Annotated in this window: 25 protein-coding genes and 1 tRNA gene; 13 read left to right on the plus strand and 13 right to left on the minus strand. The window is 69.3% G+C overall.

Annotation, left to right across the window (positions count from 1 at the left end; translation table 11 throughout):
* Positions 1-46 precede the first annotated feature (46 nt).
* From yidD to FHW73_RS12570, 4 genes are all read left to right on the plus strand, one after another.
* On the plus strand, positions 47-283 hold the full coding sequence (gene yidD, locus FHW73_RS12555; protein ID WP_183427079.1) for a membrane protein insertion efficiency factor YidD: 237 nt from the start codon (positions 47-49) through the stop codon (positions 281-283).
* Positions 280-1632, plus strand: a complete 1353-nt coding sequence (locus FHW73_RS12560; protein WP_183427080.1) for a dihydroorotase — start codon at positions 280-282, stop codon at positions 1630-1632. Before yidD ends, FHW73_RS12560 begins: the two co-directional genes overlap by 4 nt.
* Before the next feature lie 89 nt (positions 1633-1721).
* Positions 1722-2534 carry a M23 family metallopeptidase gene (locus tag FHW73_RS12565; RefSeq protein ID WP_183427081.1) on the plus strand — a complete coding sequence of 271 codons (813 nt, stop codon included), beginning with the start codon at positions 1722-1724 and terminating at the stop codon, positions 2532-2534.
* A gap of 232 nt (positions 2535-2766) precedes the next feature.
* A complete protein-coding gene (locus FHW73_RS12570; RefSeq protein WP_183427082.1) occupies positions 2767-3150 on the plus strand; it encodes a hypothetical protein in 384 nt (127 codons plus the stop codon).
* Positions 3151-3252: 102 nt separating this feature from the next.
* Here the strand turns inward: FHW73_RS12570 and FHW73_RS17490 are convergent, their stop codons facing one another.
* Positions 3253-3615: a hypothetical protein gene (locus FHW73_RS17490; RefSeq protein WP_255492956.1), complete on the minus strand. Its 363-nt coding sequence runs from the start codon at positions 3613-3615 to the stop codon at positions 3253-3255.
* On the opposite strand from FHW73_RS17490, the gene FHW73_RS12575 reads away from it, so the two are divergent.
* Positions 3578-6730: an autotransporter serine protease gene (locus FHW73_RS12575; protein WP_255492957.1), complete on the plus strand. Its 3153-nt coding sequence runs from the start codon at positions 3578-3580 to the stop codon at positions 6728-6730. The genes FHW73_RS17490 and FHW73_RS12575 overlap by 38 nt on opposite strands.
* Positions 6731-6830: 100 nt before the next feature.
* Here FHW73_RS12575 and folE2 read toward each other — a convergent pair whose 3' ends face one another.
* The 7 genes from folE2 to efp form a co-directional block, all read right to left on the minus strand.
* Positions 6831-7742, minus strand: a complete 912-nt coding sequence (gene folE2, locus FHW73_RS12580; protein WP_221187539.1) for a GTP cyclohydrolase FolE2 — start codon at positions 7740-7742, stop codon at positions 6831-6833.
* Between the two features lie 111 nt (positions 7743-7853).
* Positions 7854-8519 (minus strand): phytoene/squalene synthase family protein, encoded by a 666-nt coding sequence (locus tag FHW73_RS12585; protein ID WP_183427084.1) that lies wholly within the window; start codon positions 8517-8519, stop codon positions 7854-7856.
* Positions 8516-9184: a phosphoglycolate phosphatase gene (locus tag FHW73_RS12590; protein ID WP_183427116.1), complete on the minus strand. Its 669-nt coding sequence runs from the start codon at positions 9182-9184 to the stop codon at positions 8516-8518. Before FHW73_RS12590 ends, FHW73_RS12585 begins: the two co-directional genes overlap by 4 nt.
* A 26-nt stretch (positions 9185-9210) precedes the next feature.
* Entirely contained in the window at positions 9211-9921 is a 711-nt protein-coding gene (gene ubiG, locus FHW73_RS12595; RefSeq protein WP_183427085.1) for a bifunctional 2-polyprenyl-6-hydroxyphenol methylase/3-demethylubiquinol 3-O-methyltransferase UbiG, read from the minus strand.
* A gap of 10 nt (positions 9922-9931) precedes the next feature.
* Positions 9932-11275, minus strand: coding sequence for a TRZ/ATZ family hydrolase (locus FHW73_RS12600; protein ID WP_183427117.1), 1344 nt, complete (start codon positions 11273-11275; stop codon positions 9932-9934).
* Positions 11276-11277: 2 nt separating this feature from the next.
* On the minus strand, positions 11278-12129 hold the full coding sequence (locus tag FHW73_RS12605; RefSeq protein WP_183427086.1) for a hypothetical protein: 852 nt from the start codon (positions 12127-12129) through the stop codon (positions 11278-11280).
* Between the two features lie 74 nt (positions 12130-12203).
* On the minus strand, positions 12204-12770 hold the full coding sequence (efp, locus tag FHW73_RS12610; protein ID WP_047135839.1) for an elongation factor P: 567 nt from the start codon (positions 12768-12770) through the stop codon (positions 12204-12206).
* A 96-nt stretch (positions 12771-12866) separates the two neighbouring features.
* Here efp and epmB point away from each other — a divergent pair, with 96 nt between their 5' ends.
* Positions 12867-13910 carry an EF-P beta-lysylation protein EpmB gene (epmB, locus tag FHW73_RS12615; RefSeq protein WP_183427087.1) on the plus strand — a complete coding sequence of 348 codons (1044 nt, stop codon included), beginning with the start codon at positions 12867-12869 and terminating at the stop codon, positions 13908-13910.
* Between the two features lie 23 nt (positions 13911-13933).
* Positions 13934-16018, plus strand: a complete 2085-nt coding sequence (locus FHW73_RS12620; RefSeq protein ID WP_183427088.1) for an EAL domain-containing protein — start codon at positions 13934-13936, stop codon at positions 16016-16018.
* Positions 16019-16677: 659 nt separating this feature from the next.
* Here the strand turns inward: FHW73_RS12620 and htpX are convergent.
* Positions 16678-17580, minus strand: a complete 903-nt coding sequence (gene htpX / locus FHW73_RS12625) for a protease HtpX (protein ID WP_183427089.1) — start codon at positions 17578-17580, stop codon at positions 16678-16680.
* 148 nt (positions 17581-17728) lie between these two features.
* Here htpX and gluQRS point away from each other — a divergent pair, with 148 nt between their 5' ends.
* From gluQRS to phbB (FHW73_RS12645), 4 genes are all read left to right on the plus strand, one after another.
* Entirely contained in the window at positions 17729-18637 is a 909-nt protein-coding gene (gene gluQRS / locus FHW73_RS12630; protein WP_183427090.1) for a tRNA glutamyl-Q(34) synthetase GluQRS, read from the plus strand.
* A 54-nt stretch (positions 18638-18691) separates the two neighbouring features.
* Complete coding sequence (gene phbB, locus FHW73_RS12635; RefSeq protein ID WP_183427091.1) at positions 18692-19432, plus strand: acetoacetyl-CoA reductase; 741 nt, start codon at positions 18692-18694, stop codon at positions 19430-19432.
* Between the two features lie 151 nt (positions 19433-19583).
* On the plus strand, positions 19584-20057 hold the full coding sequence (gene phaR, locus FHW73_RS12640) for a polyhydroxyalkanoate synthesis repressor PhaR (RefSeq protein ID WP_183427118.1): 474 nt from the start codon (positions 19584-19586) through the stop codon (positions 20055-20057).
* Between the two features lie 43 nt (positions 20058-20100).
* A complete protein-coding gene (gene phbB, locus FHW73_RS12645; protein ID WP_183427092.1) occupies positions 20101-20844 on the plus strand; it encodes an acetoacetyl-CoA reductase in 744 nt (247 codons plus the stop codon).
* An 18-nt stretch (positions 20845-20862) separates the two neighbouring features.
* Here the strand turns inward: phbB (FHW73_RS12645) and FHW73_RS12650 are convergent, their stop codons facing one another.
* Both FHW73_RS12650 and FHW73_RS12655 read right to left on the minus strand, forming a co-directional pair.
* Positions 20863-21774, minus strand: coding sequence for a M48 family metallopeptidase (locus FHW73_RS12650; RefSeq protein ID WP_183427093.1), 912 nt, complete (start codon positions 21772-21774; stop codon positions 20863-20865).
* Positions 21775-21807: 33 nt separating this feature from the next.
* Entirely contained in the window at positions 21808-23640 is a 1833-nt protein-coding gene (locus FHW73_RS12655) for a formylglycine-generating enzyme family protein (protein ID WP_255492958.1), read from the minus strand.
* A gap of 108 nt (positions 23641-23748) precedes the next feature.
* Here FHW73_RS12655 and rnd point away from each other — a divergent pair, with 108 nt between their 5' ends.
* Positions 23749-24879 carry a ribonuclease D gene (gene rnd / locus FHW73_RS12660; protein ID WP_183427095.1) on the plus strand — a complete coding sequence of 377 codons (1131 nt, stop codon included), beginning with the start codon at positions 23749-23751 and terminating at the stop codon, positions 24877-24879.
* Positions 24880-24892: 13 nt separating this feature from the next.
* A tRNA-Ala gene (locus tag FHW73_RS12665) sits at positions 24893-24968 on the plus strand.
* Positions 24969-25064: 96 nt separating this feature from the next.
* On the opposite strand, the gene FHW73_RS12670 is transcribed toward FHW73_RS12665, so the two are convergent.
* The gene (locus FHW73_RS12670; RefSeq protein ID WP_183427096.1) at positions 25065-25241 is read right to left on the minus strand and encodes a DUF3606 domain-containing protein; all 177 of its coding nucleotides are present in this window, start codon (positions 25239-25241) and stop codon (positions 25065-25067) included.
* Positions 25242-25307: 66 nt separating this feature from the next.
* Positions 25308-26105 (minus strand): exodeoxyribonuclease III, encoded by a 798-nt coding sequence (locus FHW73_RS12675; protein ID WP_183427097.1) that lies wholly within the window; start codon positions 26103-26105, stop codon positions 25308-25310.
* Positions 26106-26373: the final 268 nt, after the last annotated feature.

Below are 26373 nucleotides of genomic sequence, written 5' to 3' on the forward strand. Positions count from 1 at the left end.
CGGCAACCGAACCGGCCGCCGCATTCATCGCCTCTGCCGACCTGCCGTGATCGAGCGTCTCCTCATCGCCCTGCTGCAGGGCTACAAGCGGTTCGTCAGTCCGTTGCTCGGCCAGCGTTGCCGCTTCCATCCCAGCTGCTCGCAGTACGCCATGATCGCCATCGCCCGGTTCGGCGCATGGCGCGGCGGCTGGCTGGCCCTGCGTCGGCTCTCGCGCTGTCACCCCCTCCACCCCGGCGGGCACGATCCGGTGCCGATGCCCGAAATGGACCCCAAGCCATGACCCAGACCCTGATCCGCAACGCCCGCCTGGTCAACGAGGGCCGCATCGTCGAGGGCGATCTGCGCATCGGCGCCGACGGCCGCATCGCCGAGATCGGTGGCGACCTGTCCGCACGCGAGGGCGAGCGCGTCGTCGATGCCGCCGGGCGCTGGCTGTTGCCGGGCATGATCGACGACCAGGTGCATTTCCGCGAGCCGGGCCTGGAGCACAAGGCCGACATCGCCAGCGAATCGGCCGCCGCGGTCGCCGGCGGCCTGACCAGCTTCATGGACATGCCCAATACCAGCCCGCCGACCTTGAATGCGGCCGCGCTGCAGGACAAGTACGACCGTGCCGCCGGCCGTGCGCGCGCGAACTACGGCTTCTACATGGGCGCGAGCAACGACAACCTCGATCACGTGCGGCGGATCGATCCGCTGACCACGCCGGGCGTCAAGGTGTTCATGGGCGCCTCGACCGGCAACATGCTGGTCGACGACCCCGACACGCTTGATGGCATCTTTCGCGAGACGCCGGTGCCGATCATCACCCACTGCGAGGACACGCCGACGATCGACGCGATCCAGCGCGAGTACGTGGCGAAGTACGGCGACGACATCCCGGCGCAGTGCCACCCCGACATCCGCTCGCGCGAGGCCTGCATCAAGTCGACGCGACTGGCGCTGGCACTGGCGCGTCGCCACGACACCCGGCTGCACGTGCTGCACATCTCCACTGCCGAGGAGCTGGCGCTGTTCGAAGCCGGCCCCCTGGTGGATGCGGACGGACGGCTGCGCAAGCGCATCACCGCCGAGACCTGCATCCACTTCCTGCGCTTCGACCGCGCCGACTATGCGCGGCTCGGGCACCTGATCAAATGCAATCCGGCGATCAAGGACGCCTCCGACCGCAGCGCACTGCTGGCGGCGCTGGCCGACGACGTCATCGACGTGCTCGCCACCGACCATGCACCGCACACGCTGGCCGAGAAGCACAACCCCTATACCCGCGCGCCGAGCGGGCTGCCCCTGGTGCAGTTCGCGCTCGTTGCCGCGCTCGAATGTGTCCACGAGGGACACTTCGACATCACGCGCGTGGTGCAGAAGTTCGCGCACGCGCCGGCGCAGCTGTTCGACGTTGCCGAGCGCGGCTTCCTGCGCGAAGGCTACTTCGCCGACCTGGTGCTGGTGGAGGACACGCCGTTCACCGTGCAGCGCGAGCAGGTGCTGTCCAAATGCGGGTGGTCGCCGTTCGAGGGCACGACGTTCCGCTCGAAGATCGCCTCGACCTGGGTCAATGGCCAACTGGCCTGGGACGGCACGCACCTGGTGGGCGATCCAGCCGGCCAGCGTCTGGCCTTCGCGCGCTGAGCGCCGGGGCCGGGCTGGCGCCCAGGCCACTGCAGCTTCATGCACGTCCGCCTATTCTGCCCGCCCCTTCCGCTGCACTGCGCCTCCCGATGCCGACACGTTTCGTACTGCTGCTCTGCGCCCTGCTCGCACTGCCGCTCGCCGCCCAGGACACCGGCGCGCTGCGCTTTCCAGAGCGCGTCGAGCAAGGCAGCCTGGTCGTCGGCAAGGTGCCGGCAGGCAGCCAGGTGCGCTATCGCGACCGCGCACTACGTGTCAGCGGCTACGGAACGGTGGCGCTGGGCATCGGTCGCGACGAGGTCGGCCCGGTCCAGGTGCAGGTGATCGATCCCGAAGGTCGCGAGCATGTCGCCACGATCAACGTTGCGCCGCGCGACTGGCCGATCGAACGCGTCAACGGCGTGCCGCCGGCCACCGTCAATCCGCCGCCGGCGATTGCCGAGCGCATCCGCCGCGAACAGGCGCAAGTGACCCAGGCGCGGACGCGCGACGACGCGCGCGTCGACTTCGGCGGCCGTTTCCTGCGCCCGGTCGAAGGGCGGATCAGCGGGCGCTTCGGGCGTGCGCGTTCGTACAACGGGCAGCCGGGCGCGCCGCACTCGGGCATGGACATCGCTGCGCCGACCGGCACGCCGGTCAAGGCGCCCGCCGCCGGCATCGTGACCTTCGCTGCGCCCGACCTCTATCTGACCGGCGGCACACTGCTGCTCGACCACGGCCATGGCGTGAGCTCCAACTTTCTGCATCTCTCGCGGCTCGACGCCAAGGTCGGGGATCGCGTCGAACGGGGCCAGGTGATTGGCGCGGTCGGGGCGACCGGGCGCGCGACGGGGCCGCATCTGCATTGGGGGATGAATTGGTTTGACGTCCGGATCGATCCCCAGCTTGTGTTGGAGCGCTGAGGGGTTTTTGTCCACGTTGTTCGCCCTTCCCACGCGCGGCGGCGCGTTCGTCAGAGTCGCGAAGCGTTGGGATCATGGAGGCGCGGTTCGATGTCCGGATCGATCCCCAGCTTGTGTTGGAGCGCTGACGGCGGGTGTCCACGTTGTTCGCCTTCCCCACGCGCGGCGGCGCGTTCGTCAGGGTCGAGGCGTTGGGATCCTGGAGGCGCACTTGGTTAGACTTCCTCACACCATGTCGGCGTTCAACAGCATTCTTCTTGTCGTGCTCGCAGCACCCGCGGTTGCCGGGTGCGCATCGAGGCCGCTTCCGCCTCCTCCCGTTGCCAGCGCCGACATCACCAAGACGCAGGGGCCACGATTGACGCAGCCCGGCGAAGAAGTGACGCAATCGCGCGTGCGCTTTCCTTCCACTGTCGTACGCGGCACGCGGCTGGAAGGTCGTGCGCCCCCAGGCAGCACAATCCAGGACGGCCATGGCGTCACGACGGTCGGCGCCGATGGCCGTGCCGTCCTGCAGGCCCCCGACCGCATGGGCGACTGGATGCTACGGATCGACCGCCCTGGACCGGCACGCGCATTGACAATCCGTGTTCGCGTCATCGACGCAAACAACTGATCGACATGGGGTCTGCCCCGATTCCTTTGCCCAGCGTCCCAGTTAACATGGATGAACGCCAGCTGGATGATTCACATCACCGGCGGCGTTTGTTCAGTCAATTTAGGGAAGCAGCATGACTCGACGCAGTACCGTTCCACGCTCACGCAGCACGCGCATTTCGCGCTCGCGTCTCGCACTGGCCATTTCCTGTGGCGTCCTGGCACTGGCCTCGTTGCCGGTTTCAGCACAGACATCTTCGTCCGGAAACACGCAGTCCGCGGTCGAGTCCGCGATTTCCGGGGCATTCTTCAACAGCAGAGCGACGCCCTCGACCACGCAGCCGATCCTGTTCACCGATGGGTTCACTGCGCGCTGGCGCCTGCGCGACGATGCCCAGGCCAGCTCGGCTTCGACCGGCGTCGCGCCCCGCGCCATGTCAGCCGCCATGCCGTCGCAACCCACCGATCCCACGTCCTGGGTCACCGAGGAGTTCCAGGCAGACTGGGGACTGGAAGTCATCAACGCCCATCACGCGTATGCGCGCGGTCTCAGCGGCGCTGGCGTGCGACTGGGGCTGCTGGATTCGGGCGCAGGCTTCGACCATCCGGAGTTCGCGGGCAAGGATCACAGGGCCATCACGATGGCCGATGTGCTCGAGGACGGCACGTTGTGTGCTCAGCAAGGTGCTCTGGGCGGGCCAGATGCCTGCTTTTATACGAAAGGCGATGAAGCCGCTGTCAGCGGTCTGTATCTCGATGAAGAACTGCGCCCATTCGTCAATCCCGGATTCGAGGATTGTATCGGCCAGGTCTGCTACAGCTACGAAAGCCACGGCACGCACGTGGCAGGAACAATGGCAGCCAATCGCGACGGCACCGGCATGCATGGTGTGGCCTGGGGTGCCGACCTGAGCTCCGCCCGCTTGTTCTCAGACAGCTACGAGGAAATCGACGTGCTGTGCGCATTCGCCAACATCGGTTGCGTATCGCTGTCCATGGGTGCTTCGACGTCGGCTCTCGTTGGCATGTATGACCAAGCCATCGCACATGGCGTACGCGCGATGAACCACAGCTGGGGCTGGGGCTACACCATTCGCGATAACGCCACCGTGCATGCGGTTCTCGACGGTCTGGAGGCAAGCAATCCGGGGATCTACGAGCAACTGGCTGCAATGGCGGAAGCCTCTCGTCAATCCGGCATGCTGCAGGTTGTCGCCGCAGGCAACACCGATGCGCCTGGCGCCACGCTTGAGGAACAACCGATCACGACGATCCCCGGCATGACGCCCTACCTGTTTCCGGACATCGAGAAGTACTGGGTCGCTGTCGCCAATCTCAATGAGGACGGCGTGCTGTCCGCCGGCTCCATGCGTTGCGGTGCCGCAGCGCAGTGGTGCATCACGGCGCCGGGCACGAACATCACGTCCTCCGTGCTCGATGGCGGTCCGACCGGTACAGACATCGTCGTGGATGATGCAGGCAATGTGCGCTACGAATTCGAAGACCGCAACGGTGGCGTGGAGTACGCCTATGCCGACTACACCGGCACCTCGATGGCCGCCCCGCACGTCACCGGCGCGCTCGGGCTGCTGTTCGAGCGCTTCCCGTATCTCGAAGGCCACCAGATCCGCGACGTCATGCTGACCACTGCGACCGACCTGGGCGAGGAAGGTGTCGACGACATCTATGGCTGGGGCCTGCTCAACCTGGAGAAGGCAATCGAGGGCTACGGCCAGCTGCGCGTCGACACCGACATCGTCATGGACCAGGCCGCAGGCGGCATCAAGGTCTGGGACGGCGATGCCTGGGACGACTGGACCAACGACATCGGCGGCCCGGGCCGGCTCGGCTTCCACTCCAACACCGGCGGCTGGCTGCGCCTGTCGGGTGACAACAGCTTCAACGGCGCCACGGTGACCGGCGGTACGCTGGAGCTGGCCGGCCGCAATGCGCTGGCCGACGACGTACTCGTGCAAGGCGGGCGCCTGTTGATTGCCGAGGATGGACGCCTGCAGGACACCGCGCTGACGGTGACCGGCGTGGTCGATGCCCAGAGCGGTGCGATCCTCGGACGCGGTGTCGCGATCGTGAACGGGACGGTCGCGGGTGGGCAGACGCGCGTCGAGGCGCTCGGCACCCTGGGCGGCAGCGGCACGCTCGGCGACACCTGGGTCGCCGGCACGATCGCGCCCGGCAACTCGATCGGCACGCTGGTCATCGATGGCGACTATGTGCAGACCGCCGACGCCACACTGGTCGCCGAACTGCAGCCGCCGAACCTGTCCGACCTGCTGTCGGTCACCGGCTCGGCCACGCTGTACGGCGGCACGCTCGTCGCCAGCCGCTTGCCCGGCACCTACCTGCTCGGCCAGCAGTACCGCATCGTGTCGGCGCAGGGCGGCGTGACCGGCACCTTCGACAGCGTCGACAGCAGTGCGCTGTCGCCGTTCCTGTCGCTGTCGCTGCTGTACGGGCCGAATGCCATCGATGTGGGCGTGGCGCGCGGTGCGGCGCTCGCGACCGCGGCACAGACCGGCAACCAGCGCACCACGGCGACGGCGCTCGATGCACTGCCCGATAATCAGGGCCTGCTGGTCCCGCTGACCCAGCTCGGTGAAGCCGACGCACGCAACGCGTTCGATCAACTCTCGGGTGAGATCCACGCCAGCGCGCAGCAGGTCCTGATCGACAGCGGTCGCCTGGTCCGCGATGCTGCCCTCGCCCGCGCCGGAAACGACGGCTTCCGCGGCCAGCGCGACATCGATGCCCACACCGGGGCATGGGTCGAAGTGCATCGCCAGGGCGGCCGGGTCGGCGGTGACGGCAATGCCGCGCGCGCGCAGTACAACGGCACCGCGGTGCTGGTCGGTGTCGACCACCAGCTCGACGGTGGCTGGCGGGTCGGTGCCCTCGGCGGCGTCGGCAGCACCGACTTCGACGTGCGCGGCCGCGCCTCCAAGGGCGATGCCGACACCCGTCACGTGGGCGTCTATGGCACCCGGGCCTGGCACGGCCTGGCTCTGCGCGCGGGCTACACGTACGCGTGGCATGAGCTGGACATCGAGCGCGACGTTGCGTTCGCCGGCTTTGCCGATGGCGTGCACGGCCGTTACGACGCGACCGCTTGGCAGGCGTTCGCGGAACTGGGCTATCGCTTCGGCAACGAGCGGTGGGAGCTGGAGCCGTACCTGCAGTACGCCCATGTCGAGCTCGACCACGACGGCTTCGCCGAGGACGGCGGCGCTGCAGCGCTGCGCGGCCGCGACGGCGACACCCGTGTCGACCTGACCACGGCCGGCGTGCGTTTCAACGTCAACCTGCGCGGCACTGCCCAGGACCAGAGCTGGTTGAGCCTGCGCGGCAACCTGGGTTATCGCTACGCCGGTGGCAACCAGGTGCACGACGCGCAGTTGTCGTTCGATGGCAGCCGCTGGTACGGGGTGACCAGCCCGTCGATCGCCGACGAAGCCACGCTGGTCGAGCTGGGTATCGCTGCCCGTACGTCGGCCAACAGCCTGCTGGAGCTCGGCTACAGCGGCGCGTTGTCGGACGACGCCCGCGACCACGGCGCCAGCGCCCGGTTCTCGCTGCAGTTCTGAGCGACGGCAAGCGGCATCACGAAAAGGGGCGGCTTTGGCCGCCCCTTCTCTTTGTGACGGGGGGCCGCGACACGAAGGATCTCGCGGCGAAGGTCCGCGCTCAGCCGCTGACGCGCGCCACCGCGTCGTGCGCGTGCAGGCTTTCGAAGTGAGCGACGGTCGCCTCGAACCGCGCAACGCGCGGGTCGGCGGTCAGCACCGCGGCGACACGACGGGCGGCATCCTCGCAGAACATCAGATTCTCGGCGTTGAGCGCGGCGAATGCCTGTTCGTCCTCGCGCTTGACCGCGGTCTGCACCGGTGTGCCGAGTGCGAGTTCGAGTGCGTCGATCAGCGACAGGACCGGCAATGCATCGACATCGGGCGACAGCCGCAGGCGCACAGTCGCGCGGCTGCGCTGGGCATGCGGGGTCGCCGCCAGGCCGCGCGGCGAGGCCAGCCAGTCGTGCACGGTGTCGAAGCTCGGCGTGCTGCCGGCGAAGTCGGTCGCAAACCGCGCCGCGTTGAGCTGGCGCGACAGCGCCGCCGAGGCCGGGCATGTGCTGGAGTACTCGACCGAGAGGGTCAGCGTCAGCGCCAGGCCGTCGGGGCCGAGCACCGCATCGAGCTCGATCGGATAGGTCTTCCAGCCGCTGTGATCGCTGGCAAGCGCCGCGCGGCGCAGCAACTGGCCGTACTTCAAGGTCAGTTGCACGCGATCGGCCAGGCCGCGCTGGGAGTCGATGCAATCGACCAGCACGCGTGCGAGCGTGTCGCGCCCGAGGGTCTCGCGCGCCAGCGCGTCCTGCAGGTGCAGATACAGCCGCGACATATGGATGCCGCGCGCATCGGGATCGATCAGGTTGACGCCGATATCGGCGCGTGCCGGCACGGTGATCGCCTGCCCGTCGCCGTCCTCGATGCGCAACGGCAGCGCGATCTCTGCCATGCCGACCCAGTCGAGCAGGCGCGCCGCCTGGGCCTGGTCGCCGGCGACATCGGGAAGGACGGGGGGACGGATTGAATCGCTCAAGGCTGCGCTCGCGGGGGGACGGGACGACACCCTTGCGGGCGTGGGGCACGCAGTTTAACGGCTCGGCCGGCGACCGCCCTGCAACGCAGCGTGTCGCACGGGCCGCGGCGCTCAGCCGCGCGCCGCGCGCCAGCCCAGCCAGAGCACGGCCAGTCCGTTCGCCGGACGCAGTTGTCCGTGGCGGGCGAGCGTCCGCAGGCGTGCGGCGAGGATCGCGTTGCCGATCCGACGCGGCCGGGTCCCGCCGTCGCGCGGCGGCCACCGCGCAAGCAGACGCGCGGCCAACGACTGGTCGCCACGCAGCATCGCCTGCGGTGCCAGCAGCGGTGCCGCAGTGATGCGCCCGCCCCCGCTGTCGCGGCGTCCATCGCCGAACAGCGCCATCTCGCACGCGGCCACGGCCAGGGCGAGGTCGTGCAGCCGCTCCAGGTGCGCGGCCGGCTCGGGGACAGCCTCACGTGTGGCCGGCAACAGTCGCAGCGCGAGCGCCAACGTGCCCCAGGGGGCGGCATGCCGTTGCAGATGCACGGCCAACGGATGCCGGCGTGCGCCCTTGTCCCAGCCCTGCAGTTCTTCCTGCCACCAGGCCAGCTTGGCCAGTCCGGGGGTCGGGTCGCTGCCGCCCCAGGCGGCCTCGCCGAACTCGTCGAGCAATGCGAACCAGGCCTGGACCCGCTCGCGCAGGTCCGGGGCCACGAAGGCCAGGCCGATGCGCCATTCCGGCCATCGCGCCTGCCACTTGGCGAGGAAGTCGTCATCGTGCGGGGTGGCGCTCATATCGGGCGCGGCCAGGCGGCGGGTCTCAACAGGGCATCGGGCGTGTCGAGCATCGCATCGCCCTGCCAGGCGATCGGATCGTCATCGTCCAGGCGATACCCCCACAGCGCGACGATCGATGGCATGCCGGCCGCACGCGCAGCGAGGATGTCGCGCGCGTCGTCACCGACGTAGACGCAATCGCGTGCCGGAACCCCGATCGCGCTGGCGGCGTGCAGCAGCGGCAACGGATGCGGCTTGCGCTCTGCCAACGTGTCGCCGCCGATCAGGACGGCGCAGCGGTCCTGCCAGCCGAGCTGCGGCAGGATGCGCTGTGCCAGCCCTTCGGGCTTGTTGGTGACGATACCCCAGCGTGTGCCGGCGGCCTCAAGTGCGGCCAGCATCGCCTCGATGCCCGCGAACGGGCGGCTGTGCCGGCCCAGTTCCTCGCCATAGACCGCCAGGAACTCCGGGACCAGGGCGACCACGCCCTCGGCATCGAGCTCGGGAAACGCGACAGCGGCCATCGCCCGCGCGCCGCGCGAGACCACCGGGCGGATGTCGGCCAGCGCCAGCGGCGGGCGGCCGCGGACGTCCCGCATCCGGTTGACCGTCGCCAGCATGTCGGGCGCGCTGTCGAGCAAGGTGCCGTCGAGATCGAACAGCGCACCGGCCGGGAACGCCATCGGGACCTGCGCTGTCGCTGTGCCGCTCACGCTGGCTTCCGCGCCCAGGCAACGTAGTTGACGTCGGTCCGGCGGACCAGCCGGGCGGCGTTGCGCCATGGCTCGTACATCAGGCCACTGACGTCCTCGAGCTGCAGATCGGCCTCACGCAGCCAGCCGGCAAGCTCGGACGGCCGGATGAAGCTGTCGTAGCGATGGGTGCCGCGCGGCAGCAGCCGGGCGACGTATTCGGCGCCAACGATCGCCAATGCGAATGCGGCGGGCGTGCGGTTGAGGGTGGACACGAACAGGTGCCCGCCGGGCCGCAGCAGCGTCGCGCAGGCCTGCAGGATCGCCGCCGGATCAGGCACGTGCTCGAGCATTTCCATGCAGGTCACGACGTCGTAGCTGCCGGGACGCTCGGCGGCCAGCGCCTCGACCGACTGCACGCGGTAGTCGGCCTGGATGCCGGTTTCCAGCCCGTGCAGGCGCGCGACCTTGATGAGGTCCTCGGCCAGGTCGATGCCGGTCACCTTGCCGCCGACCCGGGCCATGGCTTCGCTCAGCAGGCCACCGCCGCAGCCGACATCGAGCACGTCGGCGCCATCGAGCCGGGCACGGGCGCGCACGTACTCCAGACGCGCGGGATTAAGCGCATGTAGCGGGCGCTGCGGGCCGTCCACATCCCACCAGCGGCTGGCCAGCGCGCCGAACTTGTCGAGCTCGGCCTGATCGTAGTTCTCGTGTCGGGCGTTCATGCGGGCCTCGTCATGCACCGGTGCGTAACGTTGAAATGCGGTCCCGCCACTGGCGGGCATTGGCGACGATCGCTTCGAGGTCGAACCCGACCAGCGCGCGCTCGCGCAGCTTGGGCTGGCCTGCGATCCAGACATCGCTGACCTGGTGGCGCCCGGTCGCGTAGATCAGCTGCGAGACGACATGGTGCAGCGGCTGGGTCTCGATCGGTGACAGGTCGACACAGATGAGATCGGCCTGCTTGCCGACCTCGATCGAGCCGACCCGGTCGCCGAAGCCGATCGCACGGGCGCCGCCGAGCGTGGCCGCGCGCAGCGCGGTGAACGCATCGAACCCGGACGCATCGCCGGCCACTGCCTTGGCCAGGATCGCCGCGGTGCGGGTCTCGCCGAACATGTCCAGGTCGTTGTTGCTGGCCACGCCGTCGGTGCCGATCGCCACGTTGACGCCCGCGCGCTCGAGCGCGCAGGCCGGGCAGAAGCCCGAGGCGAGCTTGAGGTTGGACTCGGGACAATGCACGACGCTGACGCCGCGCTCGGCGCACAGGTGGATCTCGCTCTCGGTCAGCTGGGTCATGTGCACCGCGATCAGGCGGTCGTTGACCAGGCCGAGCCGGTCGAGCCGCGCGATCGGCCGCTGGCCGTACTGCTGCAGCGACTGCTCGACCTCCTGGGCGGTCTCGTGCAGATGCAGGTGGATCGGCACATCGAGCTGGTCGGCGAGCATGCGCACGCGCTCGAAGTTGGCGTCGTTGACCGTGTACGGCGCATGCGGCGCGAACGCGGTGGCGATCAGCGGATCGTCACGCCACTGGTCGTGCACCTCGCCGGCGCGATCGAAGTACTCGTCGTCGCTGCTGGCCCAGGCGGTCGGAAAATCGATGACCGGCAGGCCGATGCGCGCACGGAAGCCGTGCTGGCGGTAGACCGCGGCCTGGACGTCGGGGAAGAAGTAATTCTCGTTGACGCAGGTCGTGCCGCCGCGCAGCATCTCGGCCAGCGCCAGCGTGATGCCGTCGGCGACGAACTCCGGTCCGATCACCGCGGCCTCGACCGGCCAGATGTGTTGCTGCAGCCAGACCATCAGCGGCAGGTCGTCGGCGATCCCGCGCAACAACGTCATCGGGTTGTGGGTGTGCGCGTTGACCAGGCCGGGCAGCAGCGCCGACTGCGGACGACTGACCGTCTGCGTCGGTGCGAAACGTTGCCGCGCCTCGGCGATCGGCAGCACCGCGACGATCTCGCCGCGGTGGACTGCGACGGCGTGGTCGTCCAGCACGATCGCGTGTGGCTCCACCGGCACGACATGGCCGGCTTCGATCAACAGGTCGATCGACTGGGGCGATGGGTCTTGCATGCTCATTCGTCCGATGGCTCCTGGGCCCAGAAAAAGCCGTTTTCCAGGGCAGTCTGGTCGTAACGCGTCCCGTCGTAGCGCAGGACACGGCTGGCGCGCCGGCGCGACGTGTCCTCACGATCGCTACCGACCACGGTGTGGGACCGGGTCACGTCCGCCTGCACGCGCAGGTCGGCAAATCCATGGTGGGCGGTGTTCTCGATGGCGATCGTGAGCTTGGCATTGTCGGTCACCACATACTGGCCACGGCTCCAACTGCAAGGCTCGCCTTCGACGCGGGCCCAGAGCACCAGATTGGAGCTGAAGACCGGTCGCAAGGCCGCACCGTCGCGGACATACAACGTCAGCTCGTCGTTGGCGCGCGCATCGGGGCAGCTCGGTCCGGGCGCCGAACTGCGCACCACGACGCCGAACGCACGCACGCCCTCGGCCAGGTCGTAGCGCGCCGTGTCGAGCCGGAGCCCGCCTTCGATGAGGGCAAAGGCCGCATCCTCTTCCAGGCTCGTCTCGTGCACGGCATGTACCTGCGCATCCGCCGCGCCCAAGACCGCGACGATCAGCCGCAAGGCACGTTCGCCGACCGCGTCCGACCCCGGCAGCGGATACGCGACCGCGGCCAGGGTGAGCGACGGATCGTAGGGCCAGGCCCGGCAGGCTTGCGCCGCAAGCGATACGCCCTCGCCGGCCGGCAGCACACCGGCTTCGGACAGGGCGTGAAGCGTCTGCCGGGCGCAGGCGTCACGCAGGGGCGCCCAGTCCGACGCGGCCGCCGCATTCGCAGCGGCCAACAGCACCAGTGCACCGCCACCGCGCCGCCATCGCGACGGCGTCGCGATGGCGCGCACGATCGCCAAGGCGCCAGATCCACGCCTGCGCGTGGGCGATGGCGCGGCGTCGCGGATCGCGCGGCGATGGCGCTGCGGATCGATCACTTGACGCGGCTGACGTACTCGCCGGACCGGGTGTCGACCTTGATGACTTCCTCCTGCCCGACGAACAGCGGCACGCGGACCACCGCGCCCGTTTCCAGGGTCGCCGGCTTGCCGCCGCCGCCCGAGGTGTCGCCGCGCACGCCCGGATCGGTCTCGGTGATCTGCAGCTCGACGAAGTTCGGCGGCTGGACCGCGATCGGCGTGCCGTTCCACAGCGTCACCACGCACTCTTCCTCGCCCTTGAGCCACTTCTCCGCGCCGCCCATGCCGGCCTTGTCGGCCTGCACCTGCTCGAACGACTCGGGATTCATGAAGTGCCAGTACTCACCGTCGCTGTAGAGGTACTGCATGTCGGTGTCGAGCACATCGGCCGCTTCGACCGAATCGGTGCTCTTCATGGTGATTTCCTGCACCCGGCCCGTGCGGATCTGGCGGTACTTCACGCGCGTGAACGCCTGGCCCTTGCCCGGCTTGACGTATTCGGTGTCGGTGATGACCGCGGGCTCGTTGTTGACCAGGATCTTCTGGCCATTCTTGACGTCGTTCATGCCATAACTGGCCATCGCTCGCTCCTGCTGGGCCGGCGTCGCCGGCGGCTACACTATGGGGTTTCCCGGCAGCGGTGCACGCGGCCGGCTCGAATTGGATCGCAGTCGTACATGATACCCGCAGCCCCCCTTCCGACGCAGCCGCGCCGCTGGCAGCAACTCTGGCGCGATGCCGTGCGCGATCCGCGCGAGTTGCTCGAGCTGCTCGGGCTGCAGGCACAGGCACTGGGCCTGTCGCCCGAGGCCGCCGCCCAGTTCCCGCTGCGGGTCCCGCGCGGCTTCGTGGCGCGGATGCGCCCAGGCGACCCGTTCGACCCGCTGCTGCGTCAGGTCCTGCCGCTGGAGGCGGAACTGCGCCCGGCGCCCGGCTTCGGTCTGGACGCGGTCGGCGACGGCGCGGCCAAGGCCGGCCATGGCGTGATCCAGAAGTACGCGGGGCGAGCGCTGCTGGTCGCGACCGGCAGCTGCGCGGTGCATTGCCGCTACTGCTTCCGCCGCCACTTTCCCTATGCCGAGGAGACCGCGGCGGCTGGCGGCTGGGGCGCGGCGCTGGCGGCGATCCGTGACGATGCCTCGATTGAAGAGGTGCTGCTGTCGGGCGGCGATCCGCTGTCGCTGTCGACCGCCAAGCTCGTCGAACTGACCGACGCGCTGCGCGGCATTCCGCATGTGCGGCGCCTGCGCATCCACACCCGGTTGCCGATCGTGCTGCCCGAGCGGGTCGATACCGAACTGACCGACTGGCTGTCCGCACTGCCCTGGCCGCTGGTGATCGTGGTCCACGCCAACCACGCCAACGAGTTCGACGGCGAGGTCGATGCGGCGATGCGGCGCCTGCGCGCCACCGGCGCGGTGCTGCTGAACCAGGCGGTCCTGCTCAAGGGGGTCAACGACCGCGTCGAGACGCTGGCGGCCCTGGCCGAGCGCGGGCTCGAGGCCGGCGTGCTGCCCTACTACCTCCACCAGCTCGACCGGGTCGCCGGTGCGGCTCATTTCGAAGTCGACGATGCCACCGCACTCGCGCTGCACGCGGCGCTGGTCGCCAGGCAATCGGGCTATCTGGTGCCGCGACTGGTCCGCGAGGTCGCCGGCGACACCTCCAAGCGTGCCCTGACCGGCGTGCCGGATGGACGCCCGGCGCCCCCCGTGGCATAAGGCGCACTTCACTGGAGGCCGCCATGCCCGACAGCAACGCCGAGTCCGCGCTGCGCCTGTTGATCGTCGACGACCGTGTCGAGGATGCCGAGGCGGTCGTGAGCGGATTGCGCAATGCCGGCATTGCGGTCCGCCCGTTGCGCGCGACCTCTTCCGAGGAATTGGGCCGTCTGCTGACCGGCCAAGTGATCGATGTGGCGATCGCCGCCCACGCCGCAGTCACCCTGCCCTTTGCACAGGCGCTGCAGTGCATCGCCGACAGCGGCCAGGACATTCCGGTCATCGCGCTCGTCGATGCGCTCGATGAGACCGCCTTCATCGACGTCATGTTGGACGGCGCACGCACGGTGGCGCTACGCCACGCGCCGCAGCAACTGCTGGCCGCGGTGCGCGATGCCTGGGCCGATCGCCAGGCGCGGCGCAATCTGCGACGGCTCGAGGCCCGAGTCCGCGAGAGCGAGCGCCGCAGCGACGCGCTGATCGACTCCTCGCGCGATCCCATCGCCTATATCCACGAGGGCATGCACATCCGCGCCAACGCGGCGTACCTGGAGATGTTCGGCTACGGCGACTTCCAGCAGATCGAGGGCGTCTCGCTGCTGGACATGGTGGCGCCACAGCATGTCGATGCCTTCAAGACCCTGCTCAAGTCGCTCAGCCGGGGCGAACCGCCGCCGCTGCGCCACGAGATCGAGGCCCGCGACGCGGACGGCAACGCGTTTCCCGCCGCGATGGAGTTCACCGCTGCCCAGTACGAGGGCGAGCCCTGCCTGCAGGTCGTGTTCCGGCGCCGGGAGCTGATCGATCCGGAGCTCGCGCACGAGCTCGAAGCACTCCGTCAGCGCGACCACGTCACCGGCCTGCTCAATCGCCCGGCGTTCCTGCGCGAGCTCGAGGATGCGGTCGACGATGCCGCGCGCGGGCAATCGCGGCATGGCTTTCTGATGATCGAACCCGATCGGCACCAGCAGTTGCTGGCCGATATCGGCCTGGACCATGCCGACGATCTGCTTGCCGCGGCCGCCGCACGGCTCGAATCGCTGCTCGATGCGCCGGCCATCGCCGCGCGCTACGGCGGCACGACCTTCGCCGTGTTGCTGCGCGACGGCGACTACCACGCCACCGCCGCGCTGGCCGAGCGGTTGCGGGCGGGCTTCGCTGATCATGTGTTCGACATGGGCGCACGCTCGACCGTGGTGACGCTGAGCATCGGCGGCATCCAGATCGGCGAAACCAGCGCCAATGTCGGTCAGGTACTGGCACGCGCGACGCAGGCGCTGGAGTCCGCGTCCGGCGCCGGCGGCGACCAGTGCGAGGTCTTCGACCCGGGCGCGGCCGACCGCTTGGAGCAGGAGCGGCTGCAGATCTGGATCGCGCGGCTGCGCGCCGCGCTCGACCACGACGGGTTCGTGCTGCACTACCAGCCGGTGATCAACCTGCAGGGCGATACCGCGCCGGTCTACGAATGCCTGCTGCGGCTCGACGGCGGCGATGGCGAGCTCGTCGCGCCGGGCACGTTCCTTCAGATCGCCGAGGACCACGGCATGCTGGCTCAGATCGACCGGTATGTGGTCAGTCGGGCGATCGCTGCGATTGCCCGGCGCCTGCACGAGGGGCGGCCCACGACGCTGTTGGTGAAGGTCAGTCAGGCCTCGCTCGAGGCCGCGGGGCTGGCGGCGTTCATCGGTGAGCAACTGGCACATCACCAGGTGCCGGGCAAGTACCTGGTGCTGCAGTTGCCCGAATCCAAGGTGTTCACGCATCTCAAGGCGACGCAGGCCTTCGCGGCGCATGTCGCGCGCTTCGATTGCGCGTTCGCGCTCGAGCAGTTCGGTGCGGGGCTGGATTCGTTCCAGTTGCTGACCCATCTGCAGCCGAATCTGCTCAAGCTCGACCGCAGTTTCACGCAGGGACTGCCGAGCAATGCCGAGAACCAGGCGCGTCTGACCGAGATCGCGGCGCGGGCGCGCGACATCGGGATCCGCACGATCGCCGAGTTCGTCCAGGACGCGGCCAGCATGTCGATCCTGTTCGCCGCCGGCATCGACTACGTGCAAGGCAACTTCCTCGCGCCCGCCGGCCCGGGCATGCACTACGACTTCGAGTAGTCGCCACGCGGCGCGAATCCGCGCTCCAAAGGTTCTTGGCCGACGACAGGGGAATCTGGCTTGTGCCCACTCGATCAAGGGCTTTCTTCTCCGGAACGCGCGTCGCGCCGGCCGGGGACTGCTCCCCGGCTCGGTCATCCATCCATGGATGACTCGCCGCCGCGGGCCATCCCTGGCCCGCTATCGCAATCCCCGACCAGCACGACGCACTGAGACCGAAAGCGAGCGACTTCTTCCAGTGCGACGCCCTCCCCCGAAGTCAGGCTGCAAACGTCCGCGGCAGCGGACTGGCGGCCGGTGGCCGCGCCAAGCGCGCCATGGGTGAGCCCGCTCGGCTCTCGCGGCATGCCGCGAGAGCGGGCGAACGCCCGGCGTGCTGCGCCGGGCCGGACCGATCCGCGAAGCGGAGCGGGCGCGCGCCCGAGTCAAGGCAGGGTGAGCATGGATGGCGTGCGCGGCACTGCCGCGCATCCATGCGAACGCCACGCGTGCTTCGCGTGGCCGGACCGCGAAGCGGCCTTGCCGAGGGGAGAGCGGCTTCCGGCCGATAGGCCGATGCCCATCCGAAGATGGCTCTCAGTAGCCCCTCTCATCTGAAGAGAAAGCCAAGAAAAAGCCCGCCGAAGAGGCGGGCTTTTCGTTCCACTAGAAAATGACGCTTAGGCCACGACACCCTGCCGGACGCTGCTGCCGTCGAGGTTGGCATTGCGCAGCGCGGTGATGCGCTCCTCGAGCGGCGGATGGCTCATCAACAGGCGCTTCAGGCCGCCGCCGACGCCACCGCTGATGCCGAATGCCGCGACCTGCTTGGGCAGCGTGCTCTCGCCGTAGGTCTGCGCCAGGCGTTCGAGCGCGGCGATCATCTTCTCGCGACCTGCCAGCTGGGCACCGCCGGCGTCGGCACGGAACTCGCGATGGCGCGAGAACCACATCGCGATCATCGACGCGAACAGACCGAAGATCATGTCGAGCACGAACACGATCGCAAAGTACGCAATGCCGCCGCCGTTGTCGCGGCCGCCGCTGAGGTAGCCGTCGATCGCCCGGCCGACCACGCGGGCCAGGAAGATCACGAAGGTATTGAGCACGCCCTGCAGCAGCGTCATCGTCACCATGTCGCCATTGGCGACGTGGCTGACCTCGTGCGCCAGCACCGCCTCGGCCTCCTCGCGCGTCATCGCGCGCAGCAGACCGGTCGACACCGCGACCAGCGAGGCGTCGCGCCGGGCGCCAGTAGCGAACGCGTTGATCTCCGGGGCGTCGTAGATCGCGACCTCGGGCATGCCGATGCCGGCCATCTGCGCCTGGCGCTGCACGGTCGTCAGCAACCAGCGCTCGGCCTCGTTGCGCGGCTCGGTGATCACCTGCGCGCCGGTGAAGCGCTTGGCCGACCACTTGGAGATCGCCAGCGTGAAGAACGCGCCGCCGAACCCGAACAGGGCGGCGAACACCAGCAAGCCGGCGTAGGTCGATGGATTGATGCCGAGAACGGCCATGACGATGCTGACCAGGGCCAGCACGGCGAAGTTGGTGGCGATGAGAAGGGCGTAGCGCTTGAGCATCGGGGGCCTTTTGAAGGTCTGCCTGCGTCTGGCGGGATGGGAATGAGTGCGAAGAATCTGCGCACGCATGCCCATGATTTCAATTCACGGGCGGCGATGCCACAGTGTGCGCCCCGTGACAGTTCATGTTCGAGACAGTTCCGGCGCGATGTCGGCCCTTTCCCCCGCCTCCCGACCCTGCGGCCGCTTCGCGCCCTCCCCGACCGGCCCCCTGCATGCCGGCTCGCTGGTCGCCGCGCTTGGCAGTTGGCTGATGGCCCGCCGCAGCGGCGGGCAGTGGCGGGTACGGATCGAGGATGTCGACCGGCCACGCGAGGTCGCCGGCGCAGCCGACGCGCAGTTGGCGATGCTGCGCGCCTGCGGCCTGGACTGGGACGGCGAGGTCGTGCGCCAGAGCACACGCGACGCCCTGTACCAGTCGGCGCTCGATCGGCTGCTGGCCGACGGCCACGCGTTCGTCTGCCACTGCAGCCGCAGCGCACTGGCGGCGGCCGGCGGGACCCATCGCGGACGTTGTGTCGCCACCCGCCCGCGCCCGGACCCTGCGATCCGCCTGCGCGTGCCGCCGGGCACGCGGATCGCCTTCGACGATGGACTGCGCGGCCGGATCGAGCAGGACCTGTGGGCGGAGGTCGGCGACTTCGTGCTGCGGCGGGCCGACGGGATGTGGGCGTACCAGTTGGCGGTGGTCGTCGACGATGCGGACCAGGGCATCACCGAGGTGGTCCGCGGTGCCGACCTGCTCGATTCCACGCCGCGGCAGATCCTGCTCCAGCGACGGCTCGGGCTGCCCACCCCGCGCCATGCGCACCTGCCGCTGTTGCGCGATGCCGCTGGGCGCAAGCTCTCCAAGTCCCTCGGTGCGCAGGCGCCCGACCCGGCCGAGCCCCTGCCCGCGCTGCGCGCGGCCTGGCAGGCATTGGGGCAGTCGCCGCTCACCGCCGACAGCGTGCCGGCCTGGCGTGCAGACGCGCTCGAGTGCTTCGATCCGGCGCGTATTCCGATCGCCGATCCGGTTGGTGCATCGCACACTGGACGCGCTCCGCGTCATGGCTAGACTGGCTTGTCGTCGCCATGGGGGCGACGCCTGCATCGCAACGGGAGGGCGGCAATGAGCGCACGCGTGGCATTGGTCACCGGCGGCACCGGCGGTATCGGCACGGCCATCGTCAGGCGCCTGGCCGACAGCGGCTATCGCGTCGCCACCAATTACCGCAACGCCGAAAAGGCGCAGGCCTGGCAACAACAGCTGCGCGAGGCCGGCTACGAGGTCGCGATCGCGGCCGGGGATGTGTCCGACCACGTCGAGGCCGAGCGCATGGTGCGCGAGGTCGAGTCCCAGCTCGGGCCCATCGACATCCTGATCAACAACGCCGGCATCACCCGCGACGGCACGTTCCACAAGATGCATGCGCTGCAGTGGCAGGACGTCATCAACACCAATCTCAACTCGGTCTACAACGTCACCCGCCCGGTGATCGAGGGCATGCGCGAGCGCAAGTGGGGCCGGATCATCCAGATCAGCTCGATCAACGGCCTCAAGGGCCAATACGGCCAGGCCAACTACGCCGCCGCCAAGGCCGGCATGCACGGCTTCACGATTTCGCTGGCGCGCGAGAACGCCAAGCTCGGGATCACCGTCAACACGGTCTCGCCCGGGTACGTCGCCACCGACATGGTGATGGCGGTGCCCGAGGAGGTCCGCGCCAAGATCGCCGCCGACATCCCGACCGGCCGGCTGGGACGCCCGGAGGAGATCGCCTATGCGGTGAACTTCCTGGTGGCCGAGGAAGCGTCGTGGATCACCGGCTCCAACCTCGACATCAACGGCGGCCACCACATGGGGTGGTGAGGGGCGACGGGCTGCGCTCGCATCCCGTGTCCATACCGCGGCGGACGGTCTGCGGCGCGTTGCGGCCGGCCGCATTCATGCCTTGTTCCAGTTGCGCCCCCTTCCCCGCTGCGCCATGCTGCGCGGCATCAAAGACTTGAGTACCGGCTTCATGGGCGCCACGCGCATCATCAAGAAGTACCCGAACCGTCGGCTCTACGATACGGAAATCTCCAGCTACATCACCATCGAGGACGTGCGCCAACTCATCGTCGACGGCGAGAACTTCGAGGTGCGCGACGCCAAGAGCGGCGAGGACCTGACCCGCTCGGTCCTGCTGCAGATCATCTCCGACCAGGAGTCGGACGGCGAGCCGGTGCTCTCGACCCAGCTGCTGAGCCAGATCATCCGCTTCTACGGCGATTCGATGCAGGGGTTCATGGGCAGCTACCTGGAACGCTCGATGCAGGTCTTCCTGGACCAGCAGCAGCAGTTCCGCCAGCAGATGGGCGGCCTGCTCGGGCAGACGCCGTGGGCGATGATGAACCAGCTCACCGAGCGCAATCTGGAAATGTGGAAGGAGTTCCAGAAGACCATGACCGGCGGCGTCCACACCGACCGCCCGGGCGACAAGCGCGGCCGTTGATCCGGCGCGCGTCGTGTCCGTGCCCGAGCGGGCGCCCGTTCGCATGAGCGCGTCGCCTCGGATCGCGCTGGTCACCGGCGGCCTGGGCGGGATCGGCCGCGCGATCTGCATGCGCCTGGCCGCCGATGGCTGCCGCGTGATCGCTGCCGACCTGGCGCGCGACCCTGCGCGGCTCGAGACCGACCGCGATCCGCCGGCGCCGCAGGTCGAGACGCTGGCGCTCGACGTCGGCGACTTCGACGCCTGCGCGGCGGCGGTCGCCGATATCGAGGCACGGCATGGCCGGCTCGACATCCTGGTCAATGCCGCCGGCATCACCCGCGATGCCACCCTGCGCAAGATGACGCGTGCGCAGTGGGACGAGGTGCTGCACATCGATCTGGGCAGCGTGTTCAACCTCTGCCGTCACGCGGTCGAGGGCATGGCGACGCGCGGCTTCGGGCGCATCGTGAACATCAGTTCGGTCAGCGGCCAGACCGGCAATTTCGGTCAGACCAACTACGCCGCGGCCAAGGCCGGCCTGCATGGATTCACGATGTCGCTCGCACGCGAGGTCGCGGCCAAGGGCGTCACCGTCAACAGCCTGTCGCCCGGCTACGTCGCCACGCCGATGACCGCGGCGATGCCGCCCGAGGTGCTGGCGCGCACTGTCGCCAGCGTGCCGGTGGGCCGGGTCGGCCAGCCCGACGACATCGCCCGGGCGGTCGCATTCCTCGCGGCCGACGACGCCGGCTACATCACCGGCGTCAACCTGCCGGTCAACGGCGGCTTGTTCATGAGCTTCTGAAGTCGCCCGGCCGCGCGCTCAGCGCGCGGCAGTCTGCGCGTCCTCGCAGAACTTCGCGCGGTACTCGAGCGCCTTGGGCATCAGCGCTTCCAGGGTCTGGATGCGGGTGCCGGGATTGGGATGGGTCGAGGAGAACTCCGGCGGCGCCTGCCCGCCGCTGGCCTCGCCCATGCGCTGCCACAGTGGTACCGCTTCGCGCGGATCGAAGCACGCCGCCGCGGCGAGCATCAGCCCGACCGCATCGGCTTCGGTCTCGTGCTTGCGCGCATAAGGCAACAGATAGCCATAGCCCATCGCCGCCATGACCATCTGCTGTTGCTGGGGGTCCATGCCGCTCATCGCGCCGGCGGTCTGGCCGATCTGGGTCAGCCGCTGCTGGGCCATGCGCTGGGCGCCGTGGCGCAACAGCGCGTGCGCGATCTCGTGGCCCATCACCACCGCCATCGCATCGGTGGTCTGCGCCACCGGCACCAGTCCTGTGTAGACCGCCATCTTGCCGCCGGGCAGGCAGAAGGCGTTGGCCTGGTCGGACTCGATGACATTGACCTCCCAGTCGAAGGTCTCGGAGAAACGCGTCGGCGCCAGCCCGTTCTCGCGCGCCAGCTCGGCCTCGACCACGCCGACCTTGGCGATCAGCCGGTCGGCGATCGCACGCACGTCGCGGGCGACCGGGCTGTCGGGCGCGACCGGCCGTTCCTGGCCCAGGATCTCCTGGTAAGCCTGCAGACCAAGCGCCTTCTCGTCGTCGACACTCAGGCCGCGGTCGATCAGCACCGTCTCGCCGGTGACCGGATCGACCGAGCGGTTGGAGATGTAGTAGTACGCACCGTAGAGCCCGAACAGCAGCAGGATCACCCACCGCAGGTTGAAGCCACGACGCGGCGCACGGCCGGGCTGCTGCCGGCCGCGACCGAAGGGATCCTGTCTCATCTCGTTCTCCAGTGCCGGCAGGACCGGCGGCGGTCAAAGGTCGCGGACGACGCGGAAGCCGATTCTGGCATTGGTCGTGTCGACGGAGGCGAGTGCCCGCCAACTGGCGCGGGTCTGCGCGGGCGAGCTTGCCCACGAGCCGCCGCGGATCACCTGATCGCGGCAGCCCGGATTGACCCAGGCCGAGCCGTCCTCCGGCGCCCGGCGGTAGGTCGCATGCCAACAATCGGCCATCCACTCGCTGACATTGCCGGCCAGGTCGTACACCCCCCAACGATTGGGCGGGAAGCTGGCGACCGGAGCCGGGCCCCAGTACCCGTCGCCGTAACCGGGAAATGCATTGCCCCAGGTCCGCCCCGATGGTGAGCGGTCGAGTGCGCCGGTGACGTTGCCGGCCTCGGGCGGCGGCGTGCCCTCGCCCCAGGGCCAGCGCTCGCTGGTGCCGGCGCGGTAGGCGTATTCGAACTCGGCCTCGCTCGGCAGCCGGTAGCGCTGCCCGCTCTGCGCCGACAGCCAGTCGACATAGGCTTGCGCGTCCTTGGCGCTGACATGCAGCACCGGCATGGTGTCGCCGGCCGGACGGCCGACATAGTCCGAGCGCCAGTCGACGTTGCTGCGGCGCAGGAAGTTGCCGGTGCGTTCGTCGTAGACCATCGAGAAGCCACGGCGCATGGCACGGGTCTGGTAGCCGGTCGCCTCGATGAAGCGACGGAACTCGCCGACGCTGACTTCGCGCACGCCCATCGCGAAGCCGCGCTCGAAGCGCACCGCGTGGCGCGGCTTCTCGTTGTCGTCGGCGGTCTCGTCGCCTGGCAGCGCGCCCATCATGAAACCGCCGTGCGGCAGCACGACCAGTTGCGGCCCGCGCGCCCCGCCTTCCAGCGCATCGGTGAACACCTGACCGGGCCGGAAGTCGCCGTAGTGGACCGCCCGGTCGATGCGCTCGCGCAGGTCCAGCGCCACCGGGTCGCCGGGGGAGGCGATCGCCAGGATCTCGGCCAGCCGCGCGCGCGCGGTCGCCACGCCGTTGATCTTCGGCAGTGCCTCGACGCCGGCATCGCGCAGCCGCTGGATGCGCACTGCGCGCATGTGGGCAATCCGCCGCTCGGCATCGGGCACGGTCGCAAACCCGGGCCGGACGGTCGTGGCGTAGGCCAGCCAGCGCGCGGCGGTGCGGAAATCGCCTTGCGTGCCGGCGTCCTCGGCCCGCCGGATCAGCGCGCTCTCGACCGCGGCCAGCCCTTGCAGCGCACGCGGCTGGCCGGGGCGCAACGCCGCCGCCTCGCGGAAGCCGGCCAGTGCGCCGCCGCCCTCCTCGCCCAGTTCACCGGCCGCGAGCGCGCGTTCGGCCTCGCGGTTGAGGTCCCACAGCCGATCGCTCTCGTCAACGCGTTCCAGATACCGGACCACGGCCTCGTCGTCGGCGGCAAGATAACGCGCGACCGCGGCGAACTCGTGCGCGGCGCGCAGGCCAGCAATCGAATCGCGGTTGTCGGCCTCGTCTAACGCGCGATCGCCCAGTACGAGCAGCCGGGCCTGCGCGCGGCGCAGCCCGGTCCGCGCCGCGCGCTCGTGGCCGGGCAACTGCTGCAGAGCCAGATACAGCGGGATCGCAGAATCGGCGGTCGCGTACAGGTCGTCGGCGGCCAGGGCGTCGGCCGCGCGCTTGCGGGCCTCGTCCGCCGCTTCGGGGACGATCGCAACCAATGGCGGTTGCCAGTTGAGCTCGCCGGCGATCCGGTCGTCGCCGCTGATGGTCACGCTGCCGTCGCCACCCGAGGCCTTTTCGCTGCGGGCGTCGCCGCCGCAGCCGCTGCCCAGCAGCAGCAACGCGCCCAGCACTCCGACCACGACGACTGCGCGCAACGCTGGCTCCCATGACCGCATCGCGTCAGATTAATCGATCGCAGCCGGGGCGACGATGCACCGGCTTCATGATTGCCGCTCCCGCATGCCGCCGTTAGGCTGTCGCGCATGTCCTCTTCCCATGCCTGCTGGATCGACGATCCGGCAACCCTCCAGGCCCGGCTCCAGGCAGCGTCTGCCCGCGTCGGGCTCGACACCGAATTCATCCGCGAGCGGACGTTCTGGCCCCAGCTGGCCCTGGTGCAGGTCGCACTCGAACGCGACGATGGCGGCATCGATGTGCTGCTGGTCGATCCGCTGATTCCCGGCATGCTCGACGCGCTGCGCCCGCTGCTCGCCGACCCGGCCATCGTCAAGATCATGCACAGCGCCAGCGAGGACCTGGTCGCACTGGGCCACGCCTGCGGCGTGGCGCCGGCGCCGTTGTTCGACACCCAGATCGCCGCGGCCCTGGCCGGCACCGGCTCAGGGATGGGCTACCAGCGGCTGGTGCAGGACACGCTCGGCATCGCGCTGCCCAAGGGCGAGACCCGCTCGGATTGGCTGCGGCGGCCGCTGTCGCCGACCCAGCTCGAATACGCCGCCGACGATGTCGAGCACCTGTTCGCACTGCACGAAACGCTGGCCGCGAAGATCGCGGTGCTCGGCCGCGAGACCTGGCTGCAGGAGGACTGCGCGCGACTGGTCGCGACGGCCGGCAACATGGAGGGCGAACGCTGGCCGCAACTGGGCGGACGCACCGGCCTGTTCCTGGATGCCGACGCGCAGCGCCGGCTGCTGCGCCTGTTGCGCTGGCGCGAGCAGTACGCCCGCAGTCACGACCGGCCACGCAGCTGGATTCTCGACAACGAACTGGCCACGCTGCTCGCACGCGATCCGCCGGCCGATCCCGCCGCGCTGCAGCGCCGGCTCGACGCCCATCCCAAGGCCCCGCGCAAACTCGGTGCCGCGATCTGGGACGCGCTGGTCACCGAACTGCCCGACGAGGCCGAGGCGCCGATCGCGCGCGCCGAAGAGCCCGACCGCAAGCGCCTGAAGCAACTGCAACAGGCGGTGGCTGCGCGCAGTGCCGAGCTCGGCTTGCCCGACGGCGTGCTCGCCTCGCGCAAGTGGCTCGAAGCGCTGGTCGAAGGCGCCGACTGGCCCGGCGCGCTGTCGGGCTGGCGCCGCGCCCAGCTCGAACCCACGCTCGCACCGTTGCTAGAAAAGGCTGGCGGGTTGGTCGAACGCTCCGTATAATTGCGCTCATCGTGGGGCGGTAGCTCAGCTGGGAGAGCGTCGCGTTCGCAATGCGAAGGTCGGGAGTTCGATCCTCCTCCGCTCCACCAAGTCATTCTCGGTTCGAAAACGAAGGGTTGGACGGTTCGCCGTCCAACCCTTCGTCGTTGTGGCGCAGGTGCGCTGTGGATCGTAAGCGGTGCGTGCTACTTGCCCAGATGGCGACGCACATCCTTGGCCATCGGCCCCACGGCCGCGACCGCTTCGCGCAACTGCTCGGGCGTGACATCCAGCGCCTGGGTCCAGTAGCGAAGCTCGTAATCCTCGTCGACGTTGATGCGATCGCGATCGGCGGCGCCGGTCTTGCTTTTGTCGTCCGACATGGTGATCTCCAAAGACTGCGGTGGCGCCACCTTCCCGCTGCGGGCGTGGGCCGTGCGTGAACCGCGTCAGCCGACCGCGACCTCGATCCAGGTCGGCGCATGGTCGCTGGCGCCCGGCTCGAGCCGCAGCCACCGGTCCACACCCGCCTTGCGCAACCGGTCGGCCAGCACCGCGTTGACCAGCAGATGATCGATGCGCAGTCCGCGGTCGCGCTCGGCGTGCTGCCGGAAATGGTCCCAGAACGTGTAGACCTGCGCCTCGTCGCCGAGCACATGCCGCAGCGCATCGGTCCAGCCCTGCGCCAGCAGCCGTTCGAACGCATCCCGCACCTCGGGCTGGATCAGCGCGTCCTTGCGCCAGGCCTTGGGATCGTAGACATCCGCATCGGTCGGGATGACGTTGTAGTCGCCCATCAGCACGACCGGATGCGCCAGCCCGACCAGCGTGCGCGCATGCTTGGCCAGCCGCTGCATCCACGCGAGCTTGTAGTCGAACTTGGGACCGGGCTGCGGATTGCCGTTGGGCAGGTACAGCGCGCCGACCACGATGCCATGCACCGCCGCCTCGATGTAGCGGCTCTGGTCGTCGTCCGGATCGCCCGGCAGGCCGCGGCGGCTTTCGACCGGCATCGTGTCGCGACCCAGCAGCGCCACGCCGTTCCAGGCCCGCTGCCCCTGCCAGATCGCCCCATACCCGGCCGCCTCCAGCGCTTGGGCCGGGAACGCGGCATCGGCGGCCTTGAGTTCCTGCAGCGCGACGATGTCCGGGCGCGCCGCCTCCAGCCAGGCCAGCAACTGCGGCAACCGCTTGCCGATGCCGTTGACGTTGAACGTGGCCAGCTTGAGGGTCTTCTTGCGCGCCATGGCGCCGGGCTCCGGGGACGGGACTGCGTGCGTGGCCGAGGCATCGGACGACCACCGCGGTGGGCCCCGACCATAGGACCCGCGCGATGGCCGGCGGGTGAAAAAGTGCTTCGCCGAAGTCATGAGAACCGGGGTCAGAGTGCAATTTCGCCTTGCAAAATTGCACTCTGACCCTGAGGTATCCCCACATTTTCCTGAGCTAGATCAGGAGGTTGCGTTCGGGAGAGATGGAAACAAGTGCGCGCATGGCGCAGTCTTCAAGGTGACT

The sequence above is a fragment of the Luteimonas sp. RC10 genome, from assembly GCF_014192745.1.
In the GTDB taxonomy this organism is placed as follows: domain Bacteria; phylum Pseudomonadota; class Gammaproteobacteria; order Xanthomonadales; family Xanthomonadaceae; genus Luteimonas.